Source organism: Pseudoxanthomonas sp. SGT-18 (assembly GCF_003931645.1).
Lineage (GTDB): Bacteria > Pseudomonadota > Gammaproteobacteria > Xanthomonadales > Xanthomonadaceae > Pseudoxanthomonas.
In genome coordinates this window covers 242549-261195 of sequence record NZ_RRYJ01000001.1, presented here as the reverse complement: position 1 = coordinate 261195, position 18647 = coordinate 242549, and the positions used below count along the sequence as shown (strand labels likewise).

At 72.4% G+C, this 18647-nt stretch carries 20 protein-coding genes; 13 read left to right on the top strand and 7 right to left on the bottom strand.

The genetic code is table 11. From position 1 onward, the window contains the following. Window positions 1-23 precede the first annotated feature (23 nt). The 9 genes from EIM47_RS01250 to EIM47_RS01210 all read left to right on the top strand — a co-directional run bounded on the left by EIM47_RS01250 (window position 24) and on the right by EIM47_RS01210 (window position 9003). A complete protein-coding gene (locus EIM47_RS01250; protein ID WP_125075848.1) occupies window positions 24-470 on the top strand; it encodes a four helix bundle protein in 447 nt (148 codons plus the stop codon). Then, window positions 460-1827 carry an acetyl-CoA carboxylase biotin carboxylase subunit gene (gene accC / locus EIM47_RS01245; RefSeq protein ID WP_019398817.1) on the top strand — a complete coding sequence of 456 codons (1368 nt, stop codon included), beginning with the start codon at window positions 460-462 and terminating at the stop codon, window positions 1825-1827. Before EIM47_RS01250 ends, accC begins: the two co-directional genes overlap by 11 nt. Window positions 1828-1983: 156 nt before the next feature. Beyond that, a complete protein-coding gene (prmA, locus tag EIM47_RS01240) occupies window positions 1984-2901 on the top strand; it encodes a 50S ribosomal protein L11 methyltransferase (protein ID WP_019398816.1) in 918 nt (305 codons plus the stop codon). A 41-nt stretch (window positions 2902-2942) separates the two neighbouring features. After that, window positions 2943-3794, top strand: a complete 852-nt coding sequence (locus tag EIM47_RS01235; protein WP_084220782.1) for a DUF3426 domain-containing protein — start codon at window positions 2943-2945, stop codon at window positions 3792-3794. A gap of 80 nt (window positions 3795-3874) precedes the next feature. Continuing rightward, window positions 3875-4150 carry a DNA-binding transcriptional regulator Fis gene (gene fis, locus EIM47_RS01230; protein ID WP_028914542.1) on the top strand — a complete coding sequence of 92 codons (276 nt, stop codon included), beginning with the start codon at window positions 3875-3877 and terminating at the stop codon, window positions 4148-4150. A 67-nt stretch (window positions 4151-4217) separates the two neighbouring features. Beyond that, window positions 4218-5804, top strand: a complete 1587-nt coding sequence (gene purH / locus EIM47_RS01225) for a bifunctional phosphoribosylaminoimidazolecarboxamide formyltransferase/IMP cyclohydrolase (RefSeq protein ID WP_019398813.1) — start codon at window positions 4218-4220, stop codon at window positions 5802-5804. Window positions 5805-5961: 157 nt separating this feature from the next. Continuing rightward, complete coding sequence (locus EIM47_RS01220; protein ID WP_240626126.1) at window positions 5962-6468, top strand: N-acetyltransferase; 507 nt, start codon at window positions 5962-5964, stop codon at window positions 6466-6468. Between the two features lie 99 nt (window positions 6469-6567). Next, window positions 6568-7860 (top strand): phosphoribosylamine--glycine ligase, encoded by a 1293-nt coding sequence (gene purD / locus EIM47_RS01215; RefSeq protein ID WP_125075846.1) that lies wholly within the window; start codon window positions 6568-6570, stop codon window positions 7858-7860. A 3-nt stretch (window positions 7861-7863) separates the two neighbouring features. Next, window positions 7864-9003 (top strand): aminotransferase class I/II-fold pyridoxal phosphate-dependent enzyme, encoded by a 1140-nt coding sequence (locus EIM47_RS01210; RefSeq protein WP_125075845.1) that lies wholly within the window; start codon window positions 7864-7866, stop codon window positions 9001-9003. 4 nt (window positions 9004-9007) lie between these two features. Here EIM47_RS01210 and EIM47_RS01205 read toward each other — a convergent pair whose 3' ends face one another. Both EIM47_RS01205 and ygiD read right to left on the bottom strand, forming a co-directional pair. Next, on the bottom strand, window positions 9008-10321 hold the full coding sequence (locus EIM47_RS01205; RefSeq protein ID WP_125075844.1) for a M20 family metallopeptidase: 1314 nt from the start codon (window positions 10319-10321) through the stop codon (window positions 9008-9010). Window positions 10322-10367: 46 nt separating this feature from the next. Beyond that, on the bottom strand, window positions 10368-11228 hold the full coding sequence (gene ygiD, locus EIM47_RS01200; RefSeq protein WP_125075843.1) for a 4,5-DOPA dioxygenase extradiol: 861 nt from the start codon (window positions 11226-11228) through the stop codon (window positions 10368-10370). A gap of 153 nt (window positions 11229-11381) precedes the next feature. Between ygiD and EIM47_RS01195 the strand changes: the two genes are divergently transcribed. The 3 genes from EIM47_RS01195 (at window position 11382) to EIM47_RS01185 (ending at window position 14351) form a co-directional block, all read left to right on the top strand. Further along, window positions 11382-13289, top strand: coding sequence for an MFS transporter (locus EIM47_RS01195; protein WP_125075842.1), 1908 nt, complete (start codon window positions 11382-11384; stop codon window positions 13287-13289). Window positions 13290-13595: 306 nt separating this feature from the next. Next, window positions 13596-13934, top strand: a complete 339-nt coding sequence (locus tag EIM47_RS01190) for a CD225/dispanin family protein (protein WP_019398806.1) — start codon at window positions 13596-13598, stop codon at window positions 13932-13934. A gap of 33 nt (window positions 13935-13967) precedes the next feature. After that, on the top strand, window positions 13968-14351 hold the full coding sequence (locus tag EIM47_RS01185; RefSeq protein ID WP_164514527.1) for a DUF2752 domain-containing protein: 384 nt from the start codon (window positions 13968-13970) through the stop codon (window positions 14349-14351). A gap of 92 nt (window positions 14352-14443) precedes the next feature. Here the strand turns inward: EIM47_RS01185 and EIM47_RS01180 are convergent, their stop codons facing one another. Genes EIM47_RS01180 through EIM47_RS01160 form a run of 5 tightly spaced genes read right to left on the bottom strand, consistent with a single transcriptional unit; the run spans window position 14444 to window position 17900 of the window. After that, entirely contained in the window at window positions 14444-15337 is an 894-nt protein-coding gene (locus EIM47_RS01180; RefSeq protein WP_019398804.1) for a membrane protein, read from the bottom strand. A gap of 21 nt (window positions 15338-15358) precedes the next feature. Continuing rightward, window positions 15359-16294, bottom strand: a complete 936-nt coding sequence (gene nudC, locus EIM47_RS01175; protein ID WP_019398803.1) for an NAD(+) diphosphatase — start codon at window positions 16292-16294, stop codon at window positions 15359-15361. A 20-nt stretch (window positions 16295-16314) separates the two neighbouring features. After that, entirely contained in the window at window positions 16315-16683 is a 369-nt protein-coding gene (erpA, locus tag EIM47_RS01170; RefSeq protein WP_019398802.1) for an iron-sulfur cluster insertion protein ErpA, read from the bottom strand. A gap of 31 nt (window positions 16684-16714) precedes the next feature. After that, window positions 16715-17173 (bottom strand): polymer-forming cytoskeletal protein, encoded by a 459-nt coding sequence (locus tag EIM47_RS01165; RefSeq protein ID WP_019398801.1) that lies wholly within the window; start codon window positions 17171-17173, stop codon window positions 16715-16717. 1 nt (window position 17174) lies between these two features. Beyond that, complete coding sequence (locus tag EIM47_RS01160) at window positions 17175-17900, bottom strand: DUF6776 family protein (RefSeq protein ID WP_019398800.1); 726 nt, start codon at window positions 17898-17900, stop codon at window positions 17175-17177. Between the two features lie 119 nt (window positions 17901-18019). On the opposite strand from EIM47_RS01160, the gene EIM47_RS01155 reads away from it, so the two are divergent. Next, window positions 18020-18604, top strand: coding sequence for a DUF4126 domain-containing protein (locus EIM47_RS01155; protein ID WP_019398799.1), 585 nt, complete (start codon window positions 18020-18022; stop codon window positions 18602-18604). Window positions 18605-18647 lie beyond the last annotated feature (43 nt).

Here is an 18647-nt window from a genome sequence, read left to right as displayed (position 1 = left end):
GATCACGACGGGATTGGTGATTCGTGATTGGTGATTCGAAGGAGCGGCCGCACCAGCGCCTGGATGCATGGCGCGATGCGATGGAACTTGCCGCCCTGGTGTACGCGTACTCGGCCGGCTTTCCCGCGGAGGAACGGTACGGTCTGACGGCGCAGATGCGCCGGGCCGCCGTGAGCGTGCCATCGAACATCGCCGAAGGCGCCGCCCGTCGCTATGCCCCTGAACTCGTACGTTTCCTGCTGATTGCGCGCGGCTCGCTGTCCGAACTGGATACGCAGCTGGCGCTGGCTCCGCGGCTCGGCCTCGCCGCCCCGGACCAGGACCTCCTGCAGCTGCTCGATCGCACCTTCGCGCGCCTCAACGCGCTGATCAGGTCGATCGACGACACCGCAGCCGCGCGCGACGAGCCGGCCTACTACGAATTACCAATGACGAATCACGAATCACGGGCCCAATCCCATGCTCGATAAAGTCGTAATCGCCAACCGCGGCGAAATCGCGTTGCGGATCCTGCGCGCCTGCCATGCGCTGGGCATCCGCACCGTCGCCGTGCACTCCACCGTGGACCGCAACCTCAAGCACGTGGCCATGGCCGACGAGTCGGTCTGCATCGGGCCGGCGCCGTCCACCGACAGCTACCTCAACATGGCCTCGATCATCGCCGCCGCCGAGGTGACCGATGCCCAGGCCATCCACCCCGGCTACGGCTTCCTGTCCGAGAACGCGGACTTCGCCGAGCGGGTGGAGCAGTCCGGCTTCATCTTCATCGGCCCCAAGCCCGACACCATCCGCCTGATGGGCGACAAGGTCGAGGCGATCCGGGCGATGAAGGCCGCCGGCGTGCCCTGCGTGCCCGGCTCCGGCGGCCCGCTGGGCGACGACATCGCCGCCAACGCCAGGATCGCCCGCGAGATCGGCTACCCGGTGATCATCAAGGCCGCCGGCGGCGGCGGCGGCCGCGGCATGCGCGTGGTCCACTCCGAGGCCGCGCTCAGGGCCGCGATCGAGACCACCAAGAGCGAAGCCAAGGCCGCCTTCGGCAATGGCGAGGTGTACATGGAGAAGTACCTGGAGAATCCGCGCCACGTGGAGATCCAGGTGCTGGCCGACGGCCAGGGCAACGCCATCCACCTCGGCGAGCGCGACTGCTCGATGCAGCGCCGCCACCAGAAGGTGGTCGAGGAGGCGCCGGCGCCGGGCATCACCGCCGAGCAGCGCGCGGAGATCGGCAAGGTCTGCGTCGAGGCATGCATCCGCATCGGCTACCGCGGCGCCGGCACGTTCGAGTTCCTGTACGAGAACGGCCGCTTCTACTTCATCGAGATGAACACCCGCATCCAGGTCGAACACCCGGTCACCGAGATGGTCACCGGCATCGACCTGGTGGCCGAGCAGCTGCGCATCGCCGCCGGCCACAAGCTGCGCATCCGCCAGGAGGACGTGGTGCTCAACGGCCACGCCATCGAGTGCCGCATCAACGCCGAGGACCCGGAGACCTTCTTCCCCAGCCCCGGCCTGATCCAGCACTTCCACGCCCCGGGCGGCCCGGGCGTGCGCGTGGACACCCACATCTACGAGGGCTACCGCGTGCCGCCGAACTACGACTCGATGATCGGCAAGCTGATCGTGCACGGTCCGGACCGCGAGACCGCGATCTGCCGCATGCGCGTGGCCCTGAGCGAGATGGTGGTCGACGGCATCAAGACCAACATCCCGCTGCAGCAGCGGATCATGCGCGACAAGGGCTTCCAGGCCGGCGGCCAGAACATCCACTACCTGGAGAAGCGCCTGGCCGAGCGCAAGAACCAGTCGATCGCACTGGGGTGAGGACAACCCGCCTGCGCGGCGCCGCCTCGGGAACGCCCCGGCGCGCCGCGCCGGGCAGGTGGCACCTGGGGCCGGCCATGCCGGCCCTTTCCCTTTGCGGCCAGCGCAGGCCCCGCGTGAGACAATCGCGCCCCCACACCGCAACCGCCCACGCCCATGCCCTACCTTGAACTTAGCCTGCGCAGCACCGAGGCCGAGCAGCCGCGCTACGAGCGCGCGCTGGAGGACGTGGGCGCGCTGTCGGTGACCCTGCTGGACGCCGACGCCGACACTCCCAACGAGCGCGCCATCCTCGAACCCGGCGTGGGCGAGACCCCGGTGTGGAAGTCGCTGGTGCTGAGCGCGCTGTTCGACGCCGACGTCGACGCGCTGGCCCTGCTGGCCGCGCTGGAGGCGTTCGACCCGTCGCTGGACTGGAGCAGCGCCTCGTTCCGCAAGGTCGAGGACCAGGACTGGGAGCGGGTCTGGCTCGACCAGTTCCAGCCGATGCGCTTCGGCGCGCGCACCTGGATCGTGCCGTGGAACCACGAACTGCCGGCCGAGGCCACCGCGGCCGATGCCGCGGTGGTGCGCCTGGACCCGGGCCTGGCGTTCGGCTCGGGTACCCATCCGACCACCGCGCTGTGCCTGCGCTGGCTGGACCAGCTGGCCGGCGAAGGCCTGCTGCAGGACGCGCGCGTGCTCGACTTCGGCTGCGGCTCCGGGATCCTCGCCCTGGCCGCGCTGAAGCTCGGCGCCGCGCAGGCGGTGGGCGTGGACAACGACCCGCAGGCGCTGCAGGCCTCGCTCGACAACGCGCTGCGCAACGAGGTCGAAGGCCAGCTGGCGGTGTACCTGCCGCAGGACGAACCGGAAGCGACCTATCCGGTGGTGGTGGCCAACATCCTCGCCTCGGCGCTGGATGCGCTGGCCAACACCCTGGCCGCGCGCGTGGCCCCGGGCGGGCGCATCGCCCTGTCCGGCATCCTGGAGGGCCAGGAAGGCGAACTGCTGCAGCGCTACGCGGCCTGGTTCGACGAGCTGCAGGCCAGCGTCGACGGCGATTGGGTGCGGATCGACGGCGTGCGCCGCTAAGGCGCCTGCGCCGGCCGCGGGCGCATGGTTGAATAGCGGGCATGTTCACCGCCTGCCCGCACTGCGATTTCCTGGTCACCCACCTGTCGGGCCAGCCGCGGCCCGAGGCCTGCCCGCGCTGCGGCAAGCCGCTGGCGGCCGATCCCGGCGCATCGGCCGCCAGCGGTCCGGCCGTGGCAGGCGCGGCTGCACCGCCGGCGCTGGCCACCCTGCTGGATGACGAACCGACGCCGCCAGCGGCTATCGCGCCGGAAGCGGCATCCGCCGCAGCAGACCCTGCGCCCGGACCGGAGCCCATCCCGCAACCGCAGCCCGAGCCGCGGTCCACGCCGCAGCCGCCACCGGCCATCGCCGCGGATGCACCGTCCGTCGTCGCCCTGCATGCCACGCCGGCGCAGGCGTCCGCCGCACCACGCACCAACGCGGCGCGCCCGCGGCGCGCGCGCTGGCAGTGGCCGCTGGTGGTGCTGCTGGCCCTGCTGCTCGGCCTGCAGGTGCTGCTGGCCGACCGCGCGCGGCTGGCGGCCGATCCGCAATGGCGCCCGTTGCTGCTGCAGGCCTGCGGCGTGCTGCGCTGCAGCCTGCCGGACTGGCGCGAGCCGGGCGCATTCACCATGGTCGAGCGCAGCGTGCGCCCGGGCCAGGCGCCGGGCACCCTGCGCGTGGACGCCACCTTCCGCAACGATGCGCGCTGGGCCCAGCCCTGGCCGCTGCTGCAGCTGTCGCTGGCCGATGCCGACGGCCGCACCACCGGCAGCGGCGTGTTCGCGCCGGAGCAATACCTGGGCGAGGCGCCGGAAGGATTGCTCGCACCCGGGCAGAGCGCGCAGGTCACCTTCGTGGTGCAGGAGCCGGCGCCGGGCACGGTGGCGTTCTCCTTCAGGTTCCACTGATGGCCAATGGCAGCGGCCGGGCGGCCGCGCTAGACTCCCCAACCCGCTCGATGCACGCGCATCATCCAACGGAATCCCACGTGCAGCAGAACGCCCCTTCCCGCGCCGACGCCGGCCGCAGCGCCCCCCGCCCGCCCCTGCGCGAGCACGTGGCGCAGTCGGTGCGCCGCTACCTGCGCGACCTGGACGGGGTGGAAGCCAACGACGTCTACGAGATCGTCCTGCGCGAGATGGAGATCCCGCTGTTCGTCGAGGTGCTGAACCACTGCGACGGCAACCAGAGCCGCGCCGCGGCGCTGCTGGGGATCCACCGCGCCACCCTGCGCAAGAAGCTGAAGGACTACGGGCTGGTCTGAGCCCGCGGGCGGCCCCGGGGGCGGCGGCTATAATTCCGCCTCTTTCCCCGCACCCTGCTGCCCACCCATGACCGCCGATTTCCTGCCCGTGCGCCGGGCACTGCTGTCCGTTTCCGACAAGACCGGCCTGATCGACCTGGCCCGCGCCCTGGCCGCGCGTGGCGTCGAGCTGCTGTCCACCGGCGGCACCGCCCGCGCCATCCGCGAGGCCGGCCTGCCGGTCAGGGACGTGTCCGAGGTCACCGGCTTCCCGGAAATGATGGACGGCCGGGTCAAAACCCTGCACCCGGTGGTCCACGGCGGCCTGCTCGGCCGCGCGGGCCTGGATGATGCGGTGATGGCCGAGCACGGCATCGCCCCGATCGACCTGCTGGTGCTGAACCTGTATCCGTTCGAGCAGGTCACCGCCCGCGCCGACTGCACCCTGGCCGAGGCGGTGGAGAACATCGACATCGGCGGCCCGGCGATGCTGCGCAGCGCGGCCAAGAACTTCGCCCGGGTCGCGGTGGCCACCTCGCCGGAGCAGTACGCCGGCCTGCTGGCCGAGCTGGAGGCCAACGACGGCAAGCTCTCGGCCGCCACCCGCTTCGCCCTGTCGGTGGCCGCGTTCAACCGCGTGGCCCAGTACGACGCTGCGATCAGCAACTACCTGTCGGCCGTGACCGACGCCAGCGCCGAAGTGCCGGTGCGCGCGGCCTTCTCCGCCCAGGCCAACGGCAGCTTCGTCAAGGTCATGGACCTGCGCTACGGCGAGAACCCGCACCAGCAGGCCGCGTTCTACCGCGACCTGCACCCGGCGCCCGGCTCGCTGGCCACCTTCACCCAGCTGCAGGGCAAGGAGCTGAGCTACAACAACATCGCCGACAGCGACGCGGCCTGGGAATGCGTGCGCCAGTTCGACGCCCCGGCCTGCGTGATCGTCAAGCACGCCAACCCCTGCGGCGTGGCCGTGGCCGCCGGCGTGGGCGAGGCTTACGAGCAAGCCTACGCCACCGACCCGACCAGCGCCTTCGGCGGCATCATCGCCTTCAACCGCCCGCTGGACGCGGCCACCGCGCAGACCATCCTCGACCGCCAGTTCGTCGAGGTGCTGATCGCCCCGGACTACGACGAAGGCGCGCTGGAGTACGCGAAGAAGAAGGCCAACGTGCGCGTGCTGCGGATCCCGATGGCGCCGCCGTCGCCGGGCTTCATCGACCTCAAGCGCGTGGGCTCGGGCCTGCTGATGCAGACCGCCGACGACCGCGTGGTCACCCGCGACGAGCTGAAGGTGGTGACGAAGCTGGCCCCCACCGAACAGCAGTTCGCCGACCTGCTGTTTGCCTGGAAGGTGGCCAAGTTCGTCAAGTCCAACGCCATCGTCTACGCGAAGGACAACCGCACCATCGGCGTCGGCGCCGGGCAGATGAGCCGCGTCTACTCGGCGCGCATCGCCGGGATCAAGGCCGCCGACGCCGGGCTGGTGGTCGAGGGTTCGGTGATGGCCTCCGACGCGTTCTTCCCGTTCCGCGACGGCATCGACGCGGCGGCCGAGGCCGGCATCAAGGCGGTGATCCAGCCCGGCGGCTCGATGCGCGACGCCGAGGTGATCGCCGCGGCCGACGAGCACGGCATCGCCATGGTGTTCACCGGCGTGCGCCACTTCCGCCACTGAGCGCCCTCCGCCGGCGGGCATGGGCGCGGCCGCGTCCCCCGGGGCGCGGCCGCTGCACGTTGCGCACCAACCGGCATCACCCGGCGTTCGCCGCCGCGCCGCTACCTTGCCCGGCACGCCGCCCGCCCATGGGCCGGCCATGCACAAGGAGGCTGCCATGTGGATCCGCGAGGAAGGCCCCGGCGACGCCGACGCCATCTGCACCGTGCTGCGCGCCGCCTTCGCCGGATCCCCGGGCGCGGGCCAACTGGAGGCCCGCACCGTGGACAGCCTGCGCCTGGACGACGCGCTGGCGGTCTCGCTACTGGCCGACATCGACGGCCGCGTGGCCGGCTACGTCGCCTTCTCCCCGGCACGGCCCTCGCGCGACGGCGACGCCTGGTACGTGCTGGGCCCGCTGGCGGTGGACCCGGCCGACCAGGGCCATGGCATCGGCAGCGCCCTGGTCCACGCCGGGCTGCTGGCGCTGCAGGAACGCCAGGCCAACGGCTGCGTGGTGCTGGGCGATCCGGCCTACTACGGCCGCTTCGGCTTCGTCGCCGATCCGCTGCTGACCCTGCCCGGGGCGCCGCAGGGCGCGTTCCAGGCCCTGCGTTTCACCGATGCCGCTTCGGCCGGCGAGGTGGTGTTGCATCCGGCCTTCGGCCACCACGAGAAGCCCTGAGCCAGTCGCGGTGGTTGCCGGCGAAAGCGCCGCGCGCGGAAGGCCGGACCCGGCGGGCAGGCTAGAATCGCGTTCCCTTTCCCGCGATTCCCTTCCCTCATGAGCAAGGTCCTGGTCATCGGTTCCGGCGGGCGCGAGCACGCGCTGGCATGGAAGCTCGCGCAGTCGGCGCGCGTCAGCGAAGTGATCGTCGCCCCCGGCAATGCCGGCACCGCCGCCGAGGCCAAGTGCCGCAACGCCGCGGTCAAGGTCACCGACCTCGAGGGGCTGCTGCAGCTTGCGCGCGACGAAGGCGTGGCGGTGACCGTGGTCGGACCCGAGGTGCCGCTGGTGGCCGGCGTGGTCGACCGCTTCCGCGAAGCCGGGCTGCGCATCTTCGGCCCCACCTCCGCGGCCGCGCAGCTGGAAGGCAGCAAGGCCTTCGCCAAGGATTTCCTCGCCCGCCACGGCATCCCCACCGCGTTCTACGCGGTGCACACCCAGGTCGAGGCCGCCCTCGCGTACATCCGCCAGAAGGGTGCGCCGATCGTGGTCAAGGCCGACGGCCTGGCCGCCGGCAAGGGCGTGATCGTCGCCATGACCCTGGAGGAGGCCGAGGCCGCGGTGCGCGACATGCTTTCCGGCAATGCCTTCGGCGATGCCGGCGCACGCGTGGTGATCGAGGAATTCCTCGAGGGCGAGGAAGCCAGCTTCATCTCGATGGTCGATGGCCGCACCGCCCTGCCGATGGCCACCTCGCAGGACCACAAGCGCGTGGGCGATGGCGATACCGGCCCCAACACCGGCGGCATGGGCGCGTACTCGCCGGCGCCGGTGGTCACCCCCGACGTGCACGCGCGGATCATGCGCGAGGTGGTGGAACCGACCGTGGCCGGCATGGCCGCCGACGGCATCCCGTTCACCGGCTTCCTCTACGCCGGGCTGATGATCGATGCCTCCGGCGCGCCGAAGGTGATCGAGTTCAACGTGCGCTTCGGCGATCCGGAGACCCAGCCGGTGATGCTGCGCCTGCAGTCGGACCTGCTGGACCTGGTCGAGGCCGCGCTGGACGGCCGCCTGCACGAGGTCCAGGCACAGTGGGATCCGCGCCCTTCGCTGGGCGTGGTGATGGCCGCGCGCCCGTACCCGGAATCGCCGGTGACCGGCGACCCCATCCACGGCCTGGACGCGGTCCCGGCCGACGTGAAGGTGTTCCATGCCGGCACCGCACTGGATGCCGACGGCAAGGTCGTCAGCGCCGGCGGCCGCGTGCTGTGCGTGACCGCGCTGGGCGACAGCGTGGCCGACGCCCAGCGCCGCGCCTATACGGGGGTGGACGCGATCCGCTGGGAACACGCCTTCTGCCGCCGCGACATCGGCTGGCGCGCGATCGCCCGCGAGCAGGGCAACTGAGCCATGGCCGGCCGGGTCGAGCCGTTCCGCGCGATCGCCATCAGCCAGCTGGCGCGTGCGCTGGAGGCCCAGGGCCGCTCCGTGGTGCACATGGAGTTCGGCCAGCCTTCCACGCCGGCGCCGGCCGCGGCACTGGCGGCGGTGCGCGAGGGGCTCGACCGCGATCCGCCCGGCTACTGGGAGAGCGTGCCGCTGCGGGCGCGCATCGCCCGCCACTACCGCGACGCCTACGGCGTGGAGGTGGATCCGGCGCAGGTCGTCCTCACCTGCGGCGCATCGCCGGCGCTGCTGCTGGCGATGCTGTCCCGCTTCGAGGCCGGCGACCGCATCGCCTTCGCCCGCCCCGGCTACATCGCCTACCGCAACACCGCCATCGCCGCGCGCCTGCAGCCGGTGGAGATCGGCTGCGGACCGGAAAGCCGCTACCAGCTCACCGCGGCGGCGATCGCCGCGCTGGATCCTGCACCGGCCGGCGTCATCCTCGCCAGTCCGGCCAATCCCACCGGCACCATCATCGAACCCGGCGAGCTGCGCGCCATCGCGGACGTGTGCCGGCAGCGCGGCATCGTCCTGCTGTCGGACGAGATCTACCACGGCCTGCACTACACGCAGCCGGCGCACTCGATCCTGCAATACGCGCCGGACGCGATGGTGGTGAACAGCTATTCGAAGTACTACTCGATGGTGGACTGGCGCCTGGGCTGGCTGCTGGTGCCGCCGTCGCACGTGGACACCGCGCGTGCCTATGCCGGCAACCTGTTCCTGACCCCGCCCTCGCCCAGCCAGCAGGCCGCGCTGGTGGCGATGGACTGCACGGAGGAGCTGGAAGGCCATCGCGCCACCTACGCGCGCAACCGCCAGCTGCTGCTGGAGGCGCTGCCCGACCTGGGCCTGGAGCGCATCGCCCCGCCCGACGGCGCGTTCTACATCTGGGCCGACGTGGCCCACCTGGCCGACGACAGCCTTGGCCTGTGCCGGCGCATCCTCGAGGACACCGGCGTGGCCCTGGCCCCCGGCGTGGACTTCGACCCCGTCGATGGCCACCGCTTCATCCGCTTCAGCTTCGCCCCGGCCACGGTGCACGTGGAGGAGGCGCTGCGACGGCTGCGGCCGTGGTTCGCGGCGCAGCCGCGCATCCGCTGAGGGCTCAGCCGGGCGCGCCGCCCAGGTAGTCCAGCACCACCTGCAGCATCGCCTTCGCGCCATGCTCCAGCGCCGCCTCGTCCGGCGCGTAGTGCGGCGAGTGGTTGATCGGCGCCTGCGCCGGATCCTGCCCGACCGGCGTGGTGCCGACCAGGAAGAACGCGCCCGGCACCTCGTTGGCAAACTGCGAGAAGTCCTCGGCGATGGTCTGCAGCGGCATTTCCACCACGTTCTCCGCGCCGGCGGCGGCCTGCAGCGAGGCCAGCACGCGTCGCGCCAGCTGCGGTTCGTTGATCGTGGCCGGCGCGGTGTTCACCACCTCCAGCTTCGCCGTGGCGCCGGCCGCATGTGCGTAATCGCTGGCGATGCGTCCGAAGCGCGCGATCACGTCCTCGCGCACGGCCGGGTCGAAGGTGCGCAAGGTACCGACCAGCTTCGCCTCGTCCGGGATGATGTTGAAGCGCACGCCGGCGTTGAACTGGCCCGCGGTCAGCACCACCGGCGTGCTGGCGATGTTCACCTGGCGCGCGATCATGCTCTGGGTGCCCAGCAGGATCTGCGCAGCCACCGTGATCGGGTCCACGCCATCCCACGGCCGCGAACCATGGGTCTGGCGGCCACGCACCGTCAGGGCCCACTCGTCGGCGCTGGCCAGCAACGGCCCGCTGCGGAAGCCGACCTGGCCCACCTGCAGCGCGGACCACACGTGCAGGCCGAACACCGCCTCCGGGCGGAAGTCCTTCCACACGCCCTCGTCCAGCATCAACCGCGCGCCGAACCGCGCACCGGGCTCGTCCGGGCCTTCCTCCGAGGGCTGGAACACGAACATCACCTCGCCGGCCAGTTCCTGCCGGCGTTCGGCCAGCGCGCGGGCCACGCCCAGCAGGATCGCCACGTGCAGGTCATGGCCGCAGGCGTGCATCACCCCCACCGGCTGGCCGCGATAGGTCGAGCGCGCGGTGGAGGCGAACGGCAGGCCGGTGGCCTCCTCCACGGGAAGCGCGTCCATGTCCGCGCGCAGGGCGATGCGCGGGCCGGGTTTGCCGCCGCGCAGGACCGCGGCCACGCCGGTGCGGGCGATGCCGGTGCGCGGCTCCAGTCCCAGCGCGCGCAGCTCGCGGGCGATGGCGGCAGCGGTGCGGGCCTCGTGTCCGCCCAGCTCCGGATGGCGGTGGAAATCGCGCCGCCACTCCACCATCGCCGGGTACTGCGCCCTGGCCGCAGCGATGGCGCTGGTGGTGGCGGATTCGGCGGCGGACGCGGGCAGGGCCATGCCCAGCAGCGCGGCCAGCAGGCCTGGCAGGATCGACGGCTTCATCACTCGGCTCCGGCGCGGGGATGGCCGATGGTAGCCGGCTGCCGCACTAGACGTTGGCCTGCTCCGCCGGCAGCGAGGTCTCGATCGGGGCGGCGCCCGGGCCAGCGCCGGCGGCCGCGCCATGGCTGTCCACGCCGTACGATGTCATCGACAGCGAGCCGTAGGCGTAGCCCTCCACCAGCGGCCGCGCCGGATGCCCGGAAGCGGCGGCCAGGCCAGCGATGTACAGCAGCGGCAGGAAATGGTCCGGGGTGGGCACGGCCAGGCGGTAGTCGGGGTGGGATACCAGCGAGGGCGCGTCGTGCGGCCGTTCCAGCATCAGTTCGCGCGCGGCCTCCTCGAAGCGGCGGGTCCAGTCGAAGGCACCGTCGGGCCGGTGCCAGTCGATCGCGCGCAGGTTGTGCACCACGTTGCCGCTGCCGATCACCATCACCCCGCGCGAACGCAGCGCGGCCAGCTTGGCGCCAAGGGCCAGGTGCCATTCCGGCGGCCTGCGCGCGTCGATCGACAGCTGCACCACCGGCACGTCGGCCTGCGGGAACGCATGCACCAGCACCGACCAGGTGCCGTGGTCCAGGCCCCAGCCGTCCAGGTCGGCGCCGAGCTGGTCCGGCGCCACCGCGTCGGCCACCTCCTCCACCAGCTCCGGCAGGCCCGGCGCCGGGTACTGCACGTCGAACAACGCCTGCGGGAAGCCGTAGAAGTCGTGGATGGTGCGCGGCCTGGGCATGGCGGTTACCGCAGTGAAGTTGCCGTACCAGTGCGCCGACACCGCCAGGATCGCGCGCGGCCGCGGCGCGGTGGCGCCGAAGGCGCGCCAGGCCTCGGTGTAGCGGTTGCGCTCCAGCGCGTTCATCGGGCTGCCGTGGCCAAGGAAGGCGGCCGGCATCAGGGCATGGGCGTCCACGCAGGACTCCGGAAACGGGGGTACCGCGCCCACTGTAAGCCGGCGCGGCCGGCGCGGCACGCAAGGCAACGGTCGGGTGCGCCGTCCACGCCGCGCATGTCCACCGCGACCCGGCGCTCTGCTAGGCTCCGCGCCAGTCCCGCGGAGAGCCGCATGGCCGCCCACAGCCAGTTCGCGCTGCTGACCCAGCGCCGCTTCCTGCCCTACTTCATCGTGCAGGCGCTCGGCGCCTTCAACGACAACGTCTACCGCCAGGCCATCATCGGCCTGCTGTTCTTCCTCGGGGTCAGCGCCGAGGAGCGCTCGACCTACGCGGTCATCGCCCCGGCGATCTTCATCGCGCCCTACTTCCTGTTCTCGGCGATCGCCGGGCAGGTGGCGGAGAAGCTGGAGAAGCAGCGCCTGATCGTGGTCACCACCAGCATGGAGATCGCGATCATGTCGCTGGCGGCGGTGGGCTTCCTGCTGCAGTCCATGCCGCTGCTGCTGGTGGCGCTGTTCTGCACCGGCCTGCAGTCGACCCTGTTCGGCCCGGTGAAGTACTCGGTGCTGCCGGCCATCCTCAAGCCCGAGGAACTGACCGGCGGCAACGGCCTGGTCGAGATGGGCACTTCGATCTCGATCCTCGGCGGCATGATCACCGGCGGCCTGATCTTCCAGCTCGCCGGCGCGCACGGCCCGGAGGCAGCGGCCGCGGCGATCGTGGCGCTGGCCATCGCCGGCAACCTGGTGGCGCGCATGATCCCGCGGGTGGACGCCGGCGCGCCGGACCTGAAGATCGGCTGGAACCCGCTGCCTGAGTCGCTGGCGGTGCTGCGCATGGCGCGCGCCCAGCCGGCGGTGCGCAACGCCATCCTCGGCGTGTCCTGGTTCTGGTTCTTCGGCACCATCGTCACCTCGCAGCTGCCGGCCTACGCCGAACTCAACCTCGGCGGCGCCTCCGGCTCGGCCACGCTGTACATCTTCGTGCTGGCGCTGTTCTCGGTCGGCACCGGCACCGGCTCGCTGCTTTGCGAGAAGCTGTCGGCGCGCACCGTGGAGATCGGCCTGGTGCCGCTGGGCGCGGCCGGCATGAGCGCGTTCCTGCTGGACCTCTACTTCGCCCGCCCCGGCGCGCCGCCGGCCACCGGGCTGGACGTGGCCGGCTTCCTGGCCCAGCCCGGCAGCCTGCGCATCGTCGTCGACCTGCTGGGCATCGGCGTGTTTACCGGCTTCTTCGTGGTGCCGCTGTTCGCCCTGATCCAGAGCCGCACGCCGTCCTCGCGCATGTCGCGGGTGTTTGCCGCGCTGAACATCCAGAACTCCGGCTTCATCGTGCTGGCGGCGGTGGTCGGACTGGGCGCGGGCATGCTGGGCTGGAGCAGCCCGCAGCTGTTCCTGGCCATGGCGATCGCCAACGTGCTGGTGGCGGCGTGGATCTTCGCCCTGGTGCCCGAGTTCCTGATGCGCTTCCTCAGCTGGGTGCTGGTGCGGGCGCTGTACCGGCTGCGCGTGCGCGGCGTGGAGGAGCACGTGCCCGACGAGGGCGCGGCGGTGCTGGTGTGCAACCACGTCAGCTACATGGACGCGCTGATCCTGGCGGCGAGCATCCCGCGCCCGGTGCGCTTCGTCATGTACTACCGGATCTTCGACATCCCGGTGATGAGCTGGATCTTCCGCACCGCCCGCGCCATCCCCATCGCCGGCGCGCGCGAGGACCCGGAGCGCATGCAGCGCGCGTTCGACGCGATCGACGCCGCGCTGGCCGAGGGCGAGCTGGTGTGCATCTTCCCCGAGGGCGCGCTGACCAAGGACGGCGGGATCGCGCCGTTCAGGTCCGGGGTGGAGCGGATCCTGGAACGCGCCGCCGCGGCCGGGCGCCCGGTGCCGGTGGTGCCGATGGCGCTGCGCGGCATGTGGGCCAGCATGTGGAGCCGGCGCGATTCGCGCCTGGGCCGCATGCGCGTGCCGCGCCGGCTGCGCGCGCGGGTAGAGGTGATCGCCGCCGCGCCGCTGCCCGGCCCGGTGTCGGCGCAGGCGCTGGAGGCACGCGTGCGCGAACTGCGCGGCGACGATGCATGAGCCACGCGCCACGGCGCGGCTTTTGCCGCCAGTGGCCGGTCGGTTAGGCTTGCGGCTGTTGTCCGGGGGGATGTACGCCAGCATGGACGCGCCGAACAACGCCATGGGACGTGGCACCTGTATTCCGGCAACCGGGGCCCGGGCAACCGCGCCGCGGACGACGGGCGCGCCGCCGCACGCGCGGCACGCCACCATCCGCGACCGCAGCTGTCCGCCCCTGCAGCACCGGGCCCGGTGCCCGCGCCGGCATGCCGCCGGCCGGTGTCAGGCCCGCCACGGCCTTTCCTTCCCTGCTGGAGCAACCTGATGAGCTACGTTCCGCCACCGTCCCCCCAGTCCGCCGCGCCGGTGCAGGAGCCGGTTCCCAACCACCTGGCCTGGGCCATCATCTCCACGATCCTGGCCACCTGCCTGTGCTGCCCGCTGGGGCTGGTCGGCATCGTCGCCATCGTGTTCGCCAGCAAGGTCAACTCGCTGCTCGACCGCGGCGACCTGGAGGGCGCGCGCCGCGCCTCGGCCAATGCCAAGACCTGGTGCTGGGTGGCCACCGCGCTGGCCATCATCGGCCTGCTGCTCAACATCTGGGCGCTGGCCACCGGCGGCATGGCCGAGTACATGCAGATGATGCAGCAGATGCAGGGCTGATCCATGGCCCTGTCGCGGCCCTTGCGGATCGCGATGCTGGCGTCGGCCGCGGTGGCGGCCGGCGCCGGCGTGTGGTTGCTGCGCACCTACGATCCCAACGTGGCCGGCAACCCGTTCCCGCCATGCATGTTCCGCGCCTTCACCGGCTGGTTCTGCATCGGCTGTGGCCTGACCCGGGCCATGCACGCGCTGGTGCACGGCGACCTGGTGCGGGCCTTCTCGATGAACCCGCTGGGCCTGCTGGCGCTGGGCCTGACCCCGCTGATGCTGGCCTGGTCCGGCGGCTGGCAGCCGCGGCTGCTGGCACCGCTGATGCGCTGGGTGCTGGCGCCGAAGCTGTGGCTGGCGGTGTTGCCGGGGTACTGGATCCTGCGGAACCTTCCGTGGTTTCCGTTCACGCTGCTCGCACCGGTCTAGGGCAACGCCAGCCCGGGCGGTGAGGCCGCTGGCGCGTGGCGACGCCTTCGTCGTGGCCAGCCCTGATGCCTGCCTGGCGCGGCGCGCGCCGCTCAGCCGGCCCAGCCGGCCAGGATCAGCAGGGCCAGCACTGCCAGCCAGAGCAACAGCGCCCGCCAGATCAGGTTCATCGCGTCGCGCAGCTCGGCCAGTTCGCCGCGCGCGGGCACGCGGCCGGCCTCCAGGTCCTCGGCGTCTTCCTCGGCCAGCTCGCCGACCACCGCCGCGCGCGCTGCCGCCTCCAGGAACCGGCTTTCCGGGTTCCAGCCGGCGCCGCCCTTGTGCCGCCAGGCACGGCTGACCAGGTCGAAGTTGCCGGCCAGGGCCAGGGCCAGGGTCATCAGCTGGGCCACCGGCCATTCCATCCAGCGCAGCAGCCACAGCAGTCCGGCGGCGTTGTCCTCGGGCAGCTGGCGGACCTGGCCGGCGAACGCCGAACGCTCCAGCAGGCGGTACAGCACCGCCCCGGCCGGGCCCAGCAGCAGGAACCAGAACAGCACCGCGAACCAGCGCCGCAGGGCGGCGCGTGCCATCACCGCCGGCAGTCCGGGGCCTTCGGCCACCACCTGCCCGGGTTCGGCCGCCAGCTGGTCCAGGCGGGCCTTGCGGGTCGCCGGGTCCTCGGCGTCCAGCACCGCTTCCACGTCCACGTCCAGGTCGCGCGGGCCCCAGGCCAGGACCAGCACCAGCACGCCGAACAGCAGCCCCGGCAGGCCGTACAGCACCCGCCCCAGCGCCAGCTGCAGGGCCAGCACCAGCAGCACCGGCGGCAGCACCGCCAAGGCGATGCCCCAGCGGGTGCGCCAGGGGCCGCCGTCGGCCAGCTGCGCGGCCAGCCAGGCCTGCCAGCGCGCGTACCAGCCGAAGCTGCGCGCCGGCGCCAGCACGGCCGGCGCCACGTGGCCCAGCACCAGGGCGATGATCACCGCGACCAGGGTCGTGAACATGCTCCCTCCGTGCCGCGGATACTAGCCGGCGGCGCGGGCGGCGGTCACCGCCGGCGCGCCCTCGGCGTACCAGTACTCGACCAGCGCCCGCGCGATCGACAGCGAGGGCGGCAGGACCGGGCCGCCACTGGCGTCGTCGCCGCGGGCCAGGGCCTGGCCGACTTCCTCGCGGGTGAACCAGCGCGCCGCCTCCAGTTCGCCGTCGATCCGCGGCAGGTCGGGCTCGCCGCGGGCGATGTAGCCCAGCATCAGCGAGCCAGGGAATGGCCAGGGCTGGGCGGCCAGGTAGCGGCAGTCGCGCACCCGCACCCCGGTTTCCTCGTGGACTTCGCGCACCACCGCCTGCTCGGGGGTCTCGCCCGGCTCCACGAACCCGGCCAGCACCGACCAGCGCCCCGGCACCCAGCCGGGCTGGCGCCCCAGCAGCAGCCGCTCGCCGTCGCTGACGGCCACGATCACCGCCGGGTCCACCCGCGGGTAGTGGTCGCTGCCGCAGGCCGGGCAGTGCGCAACGAACCCGCCACGCTGGAATTCCACCGCCGCGCCGCAGGCACCGCAGTGGCGGTTGCGGGCCCGCCAGTGGAGCATGCCGCGGGCATAGGCGAAGGCGCCGGCCACGGTGGGCGGCCAGGCGCCAGCGGCGCGGCGCAGGTCGATCCATTGCCGAACCGCCTGCCCGGCGGGCGCCTGCAGGGCGAAATGCGGCTGGCCGCTGCCGTCCAGGCCCAGGAATACGGCCTGGTCGAAGCGGTCGGGAAGGTCGGTGCCGGCCAGCGGCAGCGGCTGGCCGCACCCGTCGGCGGCGGCGCGGCCCTCGGCGTCCAGCAGCAGCAGCCGCGCCCGCGGCCACAGCGCGCGCAGGGCGGCGGCGTCGCCGCGCAGGGCGTCGGAGCGGTCCAGCCCGGCGTCGCCGAAGGCATAACCGGACAACGCGGCCGCCGCGGTGGACGTGGCCATCGGCCTGGCCTCCGCCGCGGTCAGACGCTGAAGCTGCTGCCGCAGCCGCAGGTCGTCTTGGCGTTGGGGTTGCGGATCACGAACTGGGCGCCGCTGAGGCCTTCGCTGTAGTCGACCTCGGCGCCCATCAGGTACTGCAGGCTCAGCGGGTCGACCAGCAAGGTCACCCCGTCGGTGTTCACGGCCATGTCGTCCTCGGCCTGGTTCTCGTCGAACTCGAAGCCGTACTGGAAGCCTGAACAGCCGCCGCCCTGGATGTAGACGCGCAGCTTGAGGTCGGCGTTGCCCTCTTCGGCGATCAGCTCGCGGACCTTGGCCGCGGCGGCGCTGCTGAAGCGCAGCGGCTGGTCCAGCTGCTGGTAGCTGGGAACGGTGGGAAGCGGAATCATGCTGCCAGCATGGGGGCGTGGCGCCCCCCGTTCAAGCCTCGGCGGTCGCCATCGCCTCGCCGGAACCGGCCTTGGCGGCTTCCCGCGGCTGCTGTTCCGGCGCCGGCAGGGCGCGGGTCGCCGGCGGCTGGGCGTGGACCAGGCGGCCGGTCAGCTGGGCACCGGCGCTCATCTCCACCACGGCATAGTGGACATCGCCCTCCACCCGCGCCTGCTGCCCCAGCTCCACCCGCTCGGATGCGTGCACGTCGCCGACCACGGTGCCGTTGATCACCACCACCGGGACGTGGATCCCGCCGGCGATGCTGCCGCCCTCGGCCAGCACCAGGCTGGCGGGCTTGCCCTGGACCGCCTGCACCCGGCCCTCGATGCGGCCTTCCACGTACAGGCCGCCGCTGAATTCCAGGTCGCCGCGGATCACCACCTCAGGGCCCACCAGGGTATCGATGGTGTAGCCGTTGCGCTGGCCGGACTTCTTCTTTCCGAACACGTTACCTGCCTCCCCCGCTGCCGGCGGTTTTCCAGTCGAAAGTCTGCTCGGCACCCCCTCCGTTGCCGCGCAGCAAGACTCGCACACGTTGCGGGGTGAAATCCTTGGGCAGCATCACGCTGCCGTCCAGTTCCTGGAAATACCTGAAGGAATACGGCTGGCCGGGCGCGTCCGGGCGCTGCAGCAGCTCGTTCCAGCCGATGCTGGCGAGCTTGCCGTCGCGCACGCCCTCCACGGTGAAGCGCATCTGCCCCTGGCTGATCGCGCCGCGGTTGAGGTTCTGGGTCAGCACCGCGCGGTAGCGCCAGGTGCCGCCCTCCTCCGGGGCGAACTCGATCGAGTGCACGCTCAGGCCCTTGCGCTGGCTGGTCGCGCCCACCAGGCGCTCGTAGAACGCCACGTCGGTGCGCAGCGCCGCGATCTCCTCGTCGCGCGCGGCCAGCGAGGCCTGCAGTTCGATGTTGGCGGCGCGGCTGATCTGGTCCGAGCGTTCCAGGGTCACCACCCGCTGGTTCAGTTCCTCGAGCTGGCGGCGCAGCTGCTCGGCCTCGTGCCGGGCCTGGCGCGCGCCCTCGCGCACCTGCTGCAGCCCCGGTGCGGCGAGCCGGGTGGCCACCAGGCCCACCACCACCAGGCTCAGCAGCCAGGCGCAGGCGAGGCCGATCTTCCATGCGCGCCCGGAACCACGGCGCGGGACGATGCGAAAGCGTGAGGACGATCCTGTCATCGGGTCATGCCGTCGTTTCTGCCTATACTGCGGCCGATGGCCGGGCAGTGTAACCGCCCCGGTGCCGGCGGCCGGAGCCGCCCCGCCCTGGCCCCGTGTCCCCTCCGCAAGGAGCCGCCATGACCGATGCCCACGTCTTCGTGATCGGCCTGCTGCTGGCCTGGATGGCCGGCATCCGCGCCTACCTGACCGTGTTCGGCGTGGGCCTGGCCGGGCTGCTCGGCTGGGTCGAGCTGCCGCCGGCCTTGCAGGCCACGCAGTCGTGGTGGGTGCTGGGCACCTCCGGGGCGCTGGCGGTGGCCGAATTCCTGGCCGACAAGATCCCCGGGGTGGACTCGGTCTGGGACCTGCTGCAGACCCTGGCGCGGATCCCGGCGGGCGCCTTCCTGGCCGCCGCCGCGTTGTCGCCGGACGGCGAGCTCGGCGCCGGCGCGCTGGCCACCGGCGCGGGCGTGGCCCTGGCCAGCCACGCGCTCAAGTCCGGCACCCGCGCCCTGCTCAACACCTCCCCCGAACCGGCCAGCAACTGGGCCGCCTCGGCGGCCGAGGACACCGTGGTGGTCGGCGGCCTGGCGCTGGCGCTGGCACACCCATGGCTGGCGCTGGCGCTGGTGGTCGGCACCACCGTGCTCGGCGCGCTGCTGGTGTGGTGGATCTGGCGGCTGATGGCGCGCGGCATGCGCCGCCTGCTGGCCGCCCGATGAACCGTTGCGGACCGCCCAGGGTTGTACCGGATGGAGGGATTGG

Excerpts from the sequence above, each read along its gene's own strand:
- accC (WP_019398817.1), top strand. The coding sequence starts at position 460 with ATGCTCGATAAAGTCGTAATCGCCAACCGCGGCGAAATCGCGTTGCGG.
- prmA (WP_019398816.1), top strand. The coding sequence starts at position 1,984 with ATGCCCTACCTTGAACTTAGCCTGCGCAGCACCGAGGCCGAGCAGCCG.
- EIM47_RS01235 (WP_084220782.1), top strand. The coding sequence starts at position 2,943 with ATGTTCACCGCCTGCCCGCACTGCGATTTCCTGGTCACCCACCTGTCG.
- purH (WP_019398813.1), top strand. The coding sequence starts at position 4,218 with ATGACCGCCGATTTCCTGCCCGTGCGCCGGGCACTGCTGTCCGTTTCC.
- EIM47_RS01220 (WP_240626126.1), top strand. The coding sequence starts at position 5,962 with ATGTGGATCCGCGAGGAAGGCCCCGGCGACGCCGACGCCATCTGCACC.
- purD (WP_125075846.1), top strand. The coding sequence starts at position 6,568 with ATGAGCAAGGTCCTGGTCATCGGTTCCGGCGGGCGCGAGCACGCGCTG.
- EIM47_RS01210 (WP_125075845.1), top strand. The coding sequence starts at position 7,864 with ATGGCCGGCCGGGTCGAGCCGTTCCGCGCGATCGCCATCAGCCAGCTG.
- EIM47_RS01205 (WP_125075844.1), bottom strand. The coding sequence starts at position 10,321 with ATGAAGCCGTCGATCCTGCCAGGCCTGCTGGCCGCGCTGCTGGGCATG.
- EIM47_RS01195 (WP_125075842.1), top strand. The coding sequence starts at position 11,382 with ATGGCCGCCCACAGCCAGTTCGCGCTGCTGACCCAGCGCCGCTTCCTG.
- EIM47_RS01190 (WP_019398806.1), top strand. The coding sequence starts at position 13,596 with ATGAGCTACGTTCCGCCACCGTCCCCCCAGTCCGCCGCGCCGGTGCAG.
- EIM47_RS01185 (WP_164514527.1), top strand. The coding sequence starts at position 13,968 with ATGCTGGCGTCGGCCGCGGTGGCGGCCGGCGCCGGCGTGTGGTTGCTG.
- EIM47_RS01180 (WP_019398804.1), bottom strand. The coding sequence starts at position 15,337 with ATGTTCACGACCCTGGTCGCGGTGATCATCGCCCTGGTGCTGGGCCAC.
- nudC (WP_019398803.1), bottom strand. The coding sequence starts at position 16,294 with ATGGCCACGTCCACCGCGGCGGCCGCGTTGTCCGGTTATGCCTTCGGC.
- erpA (WP_019398802.1), bottom strand. The coding sequence starts at position 16,683 with ATGATTCCGCTTCCCACCGTTCCCAGCTACCAGCAGCTGGACCAGCCG.
- EIM47_RS01160 (WP_019398800.1), bottom strand. The coding sequence starts at position 17,900 with ATGACAGGATCGTCCTCACGCTTTCGCATCGTCCCGCGCCGTGGTTCC.
- EIM47_RS01155 (WP_019398799.1), top strand. The coding sequence starts at position 18,020 with ATGACCGATGCCCACGTCTTCGTGATCGGCCTGCTGCTGGCCTGGATG.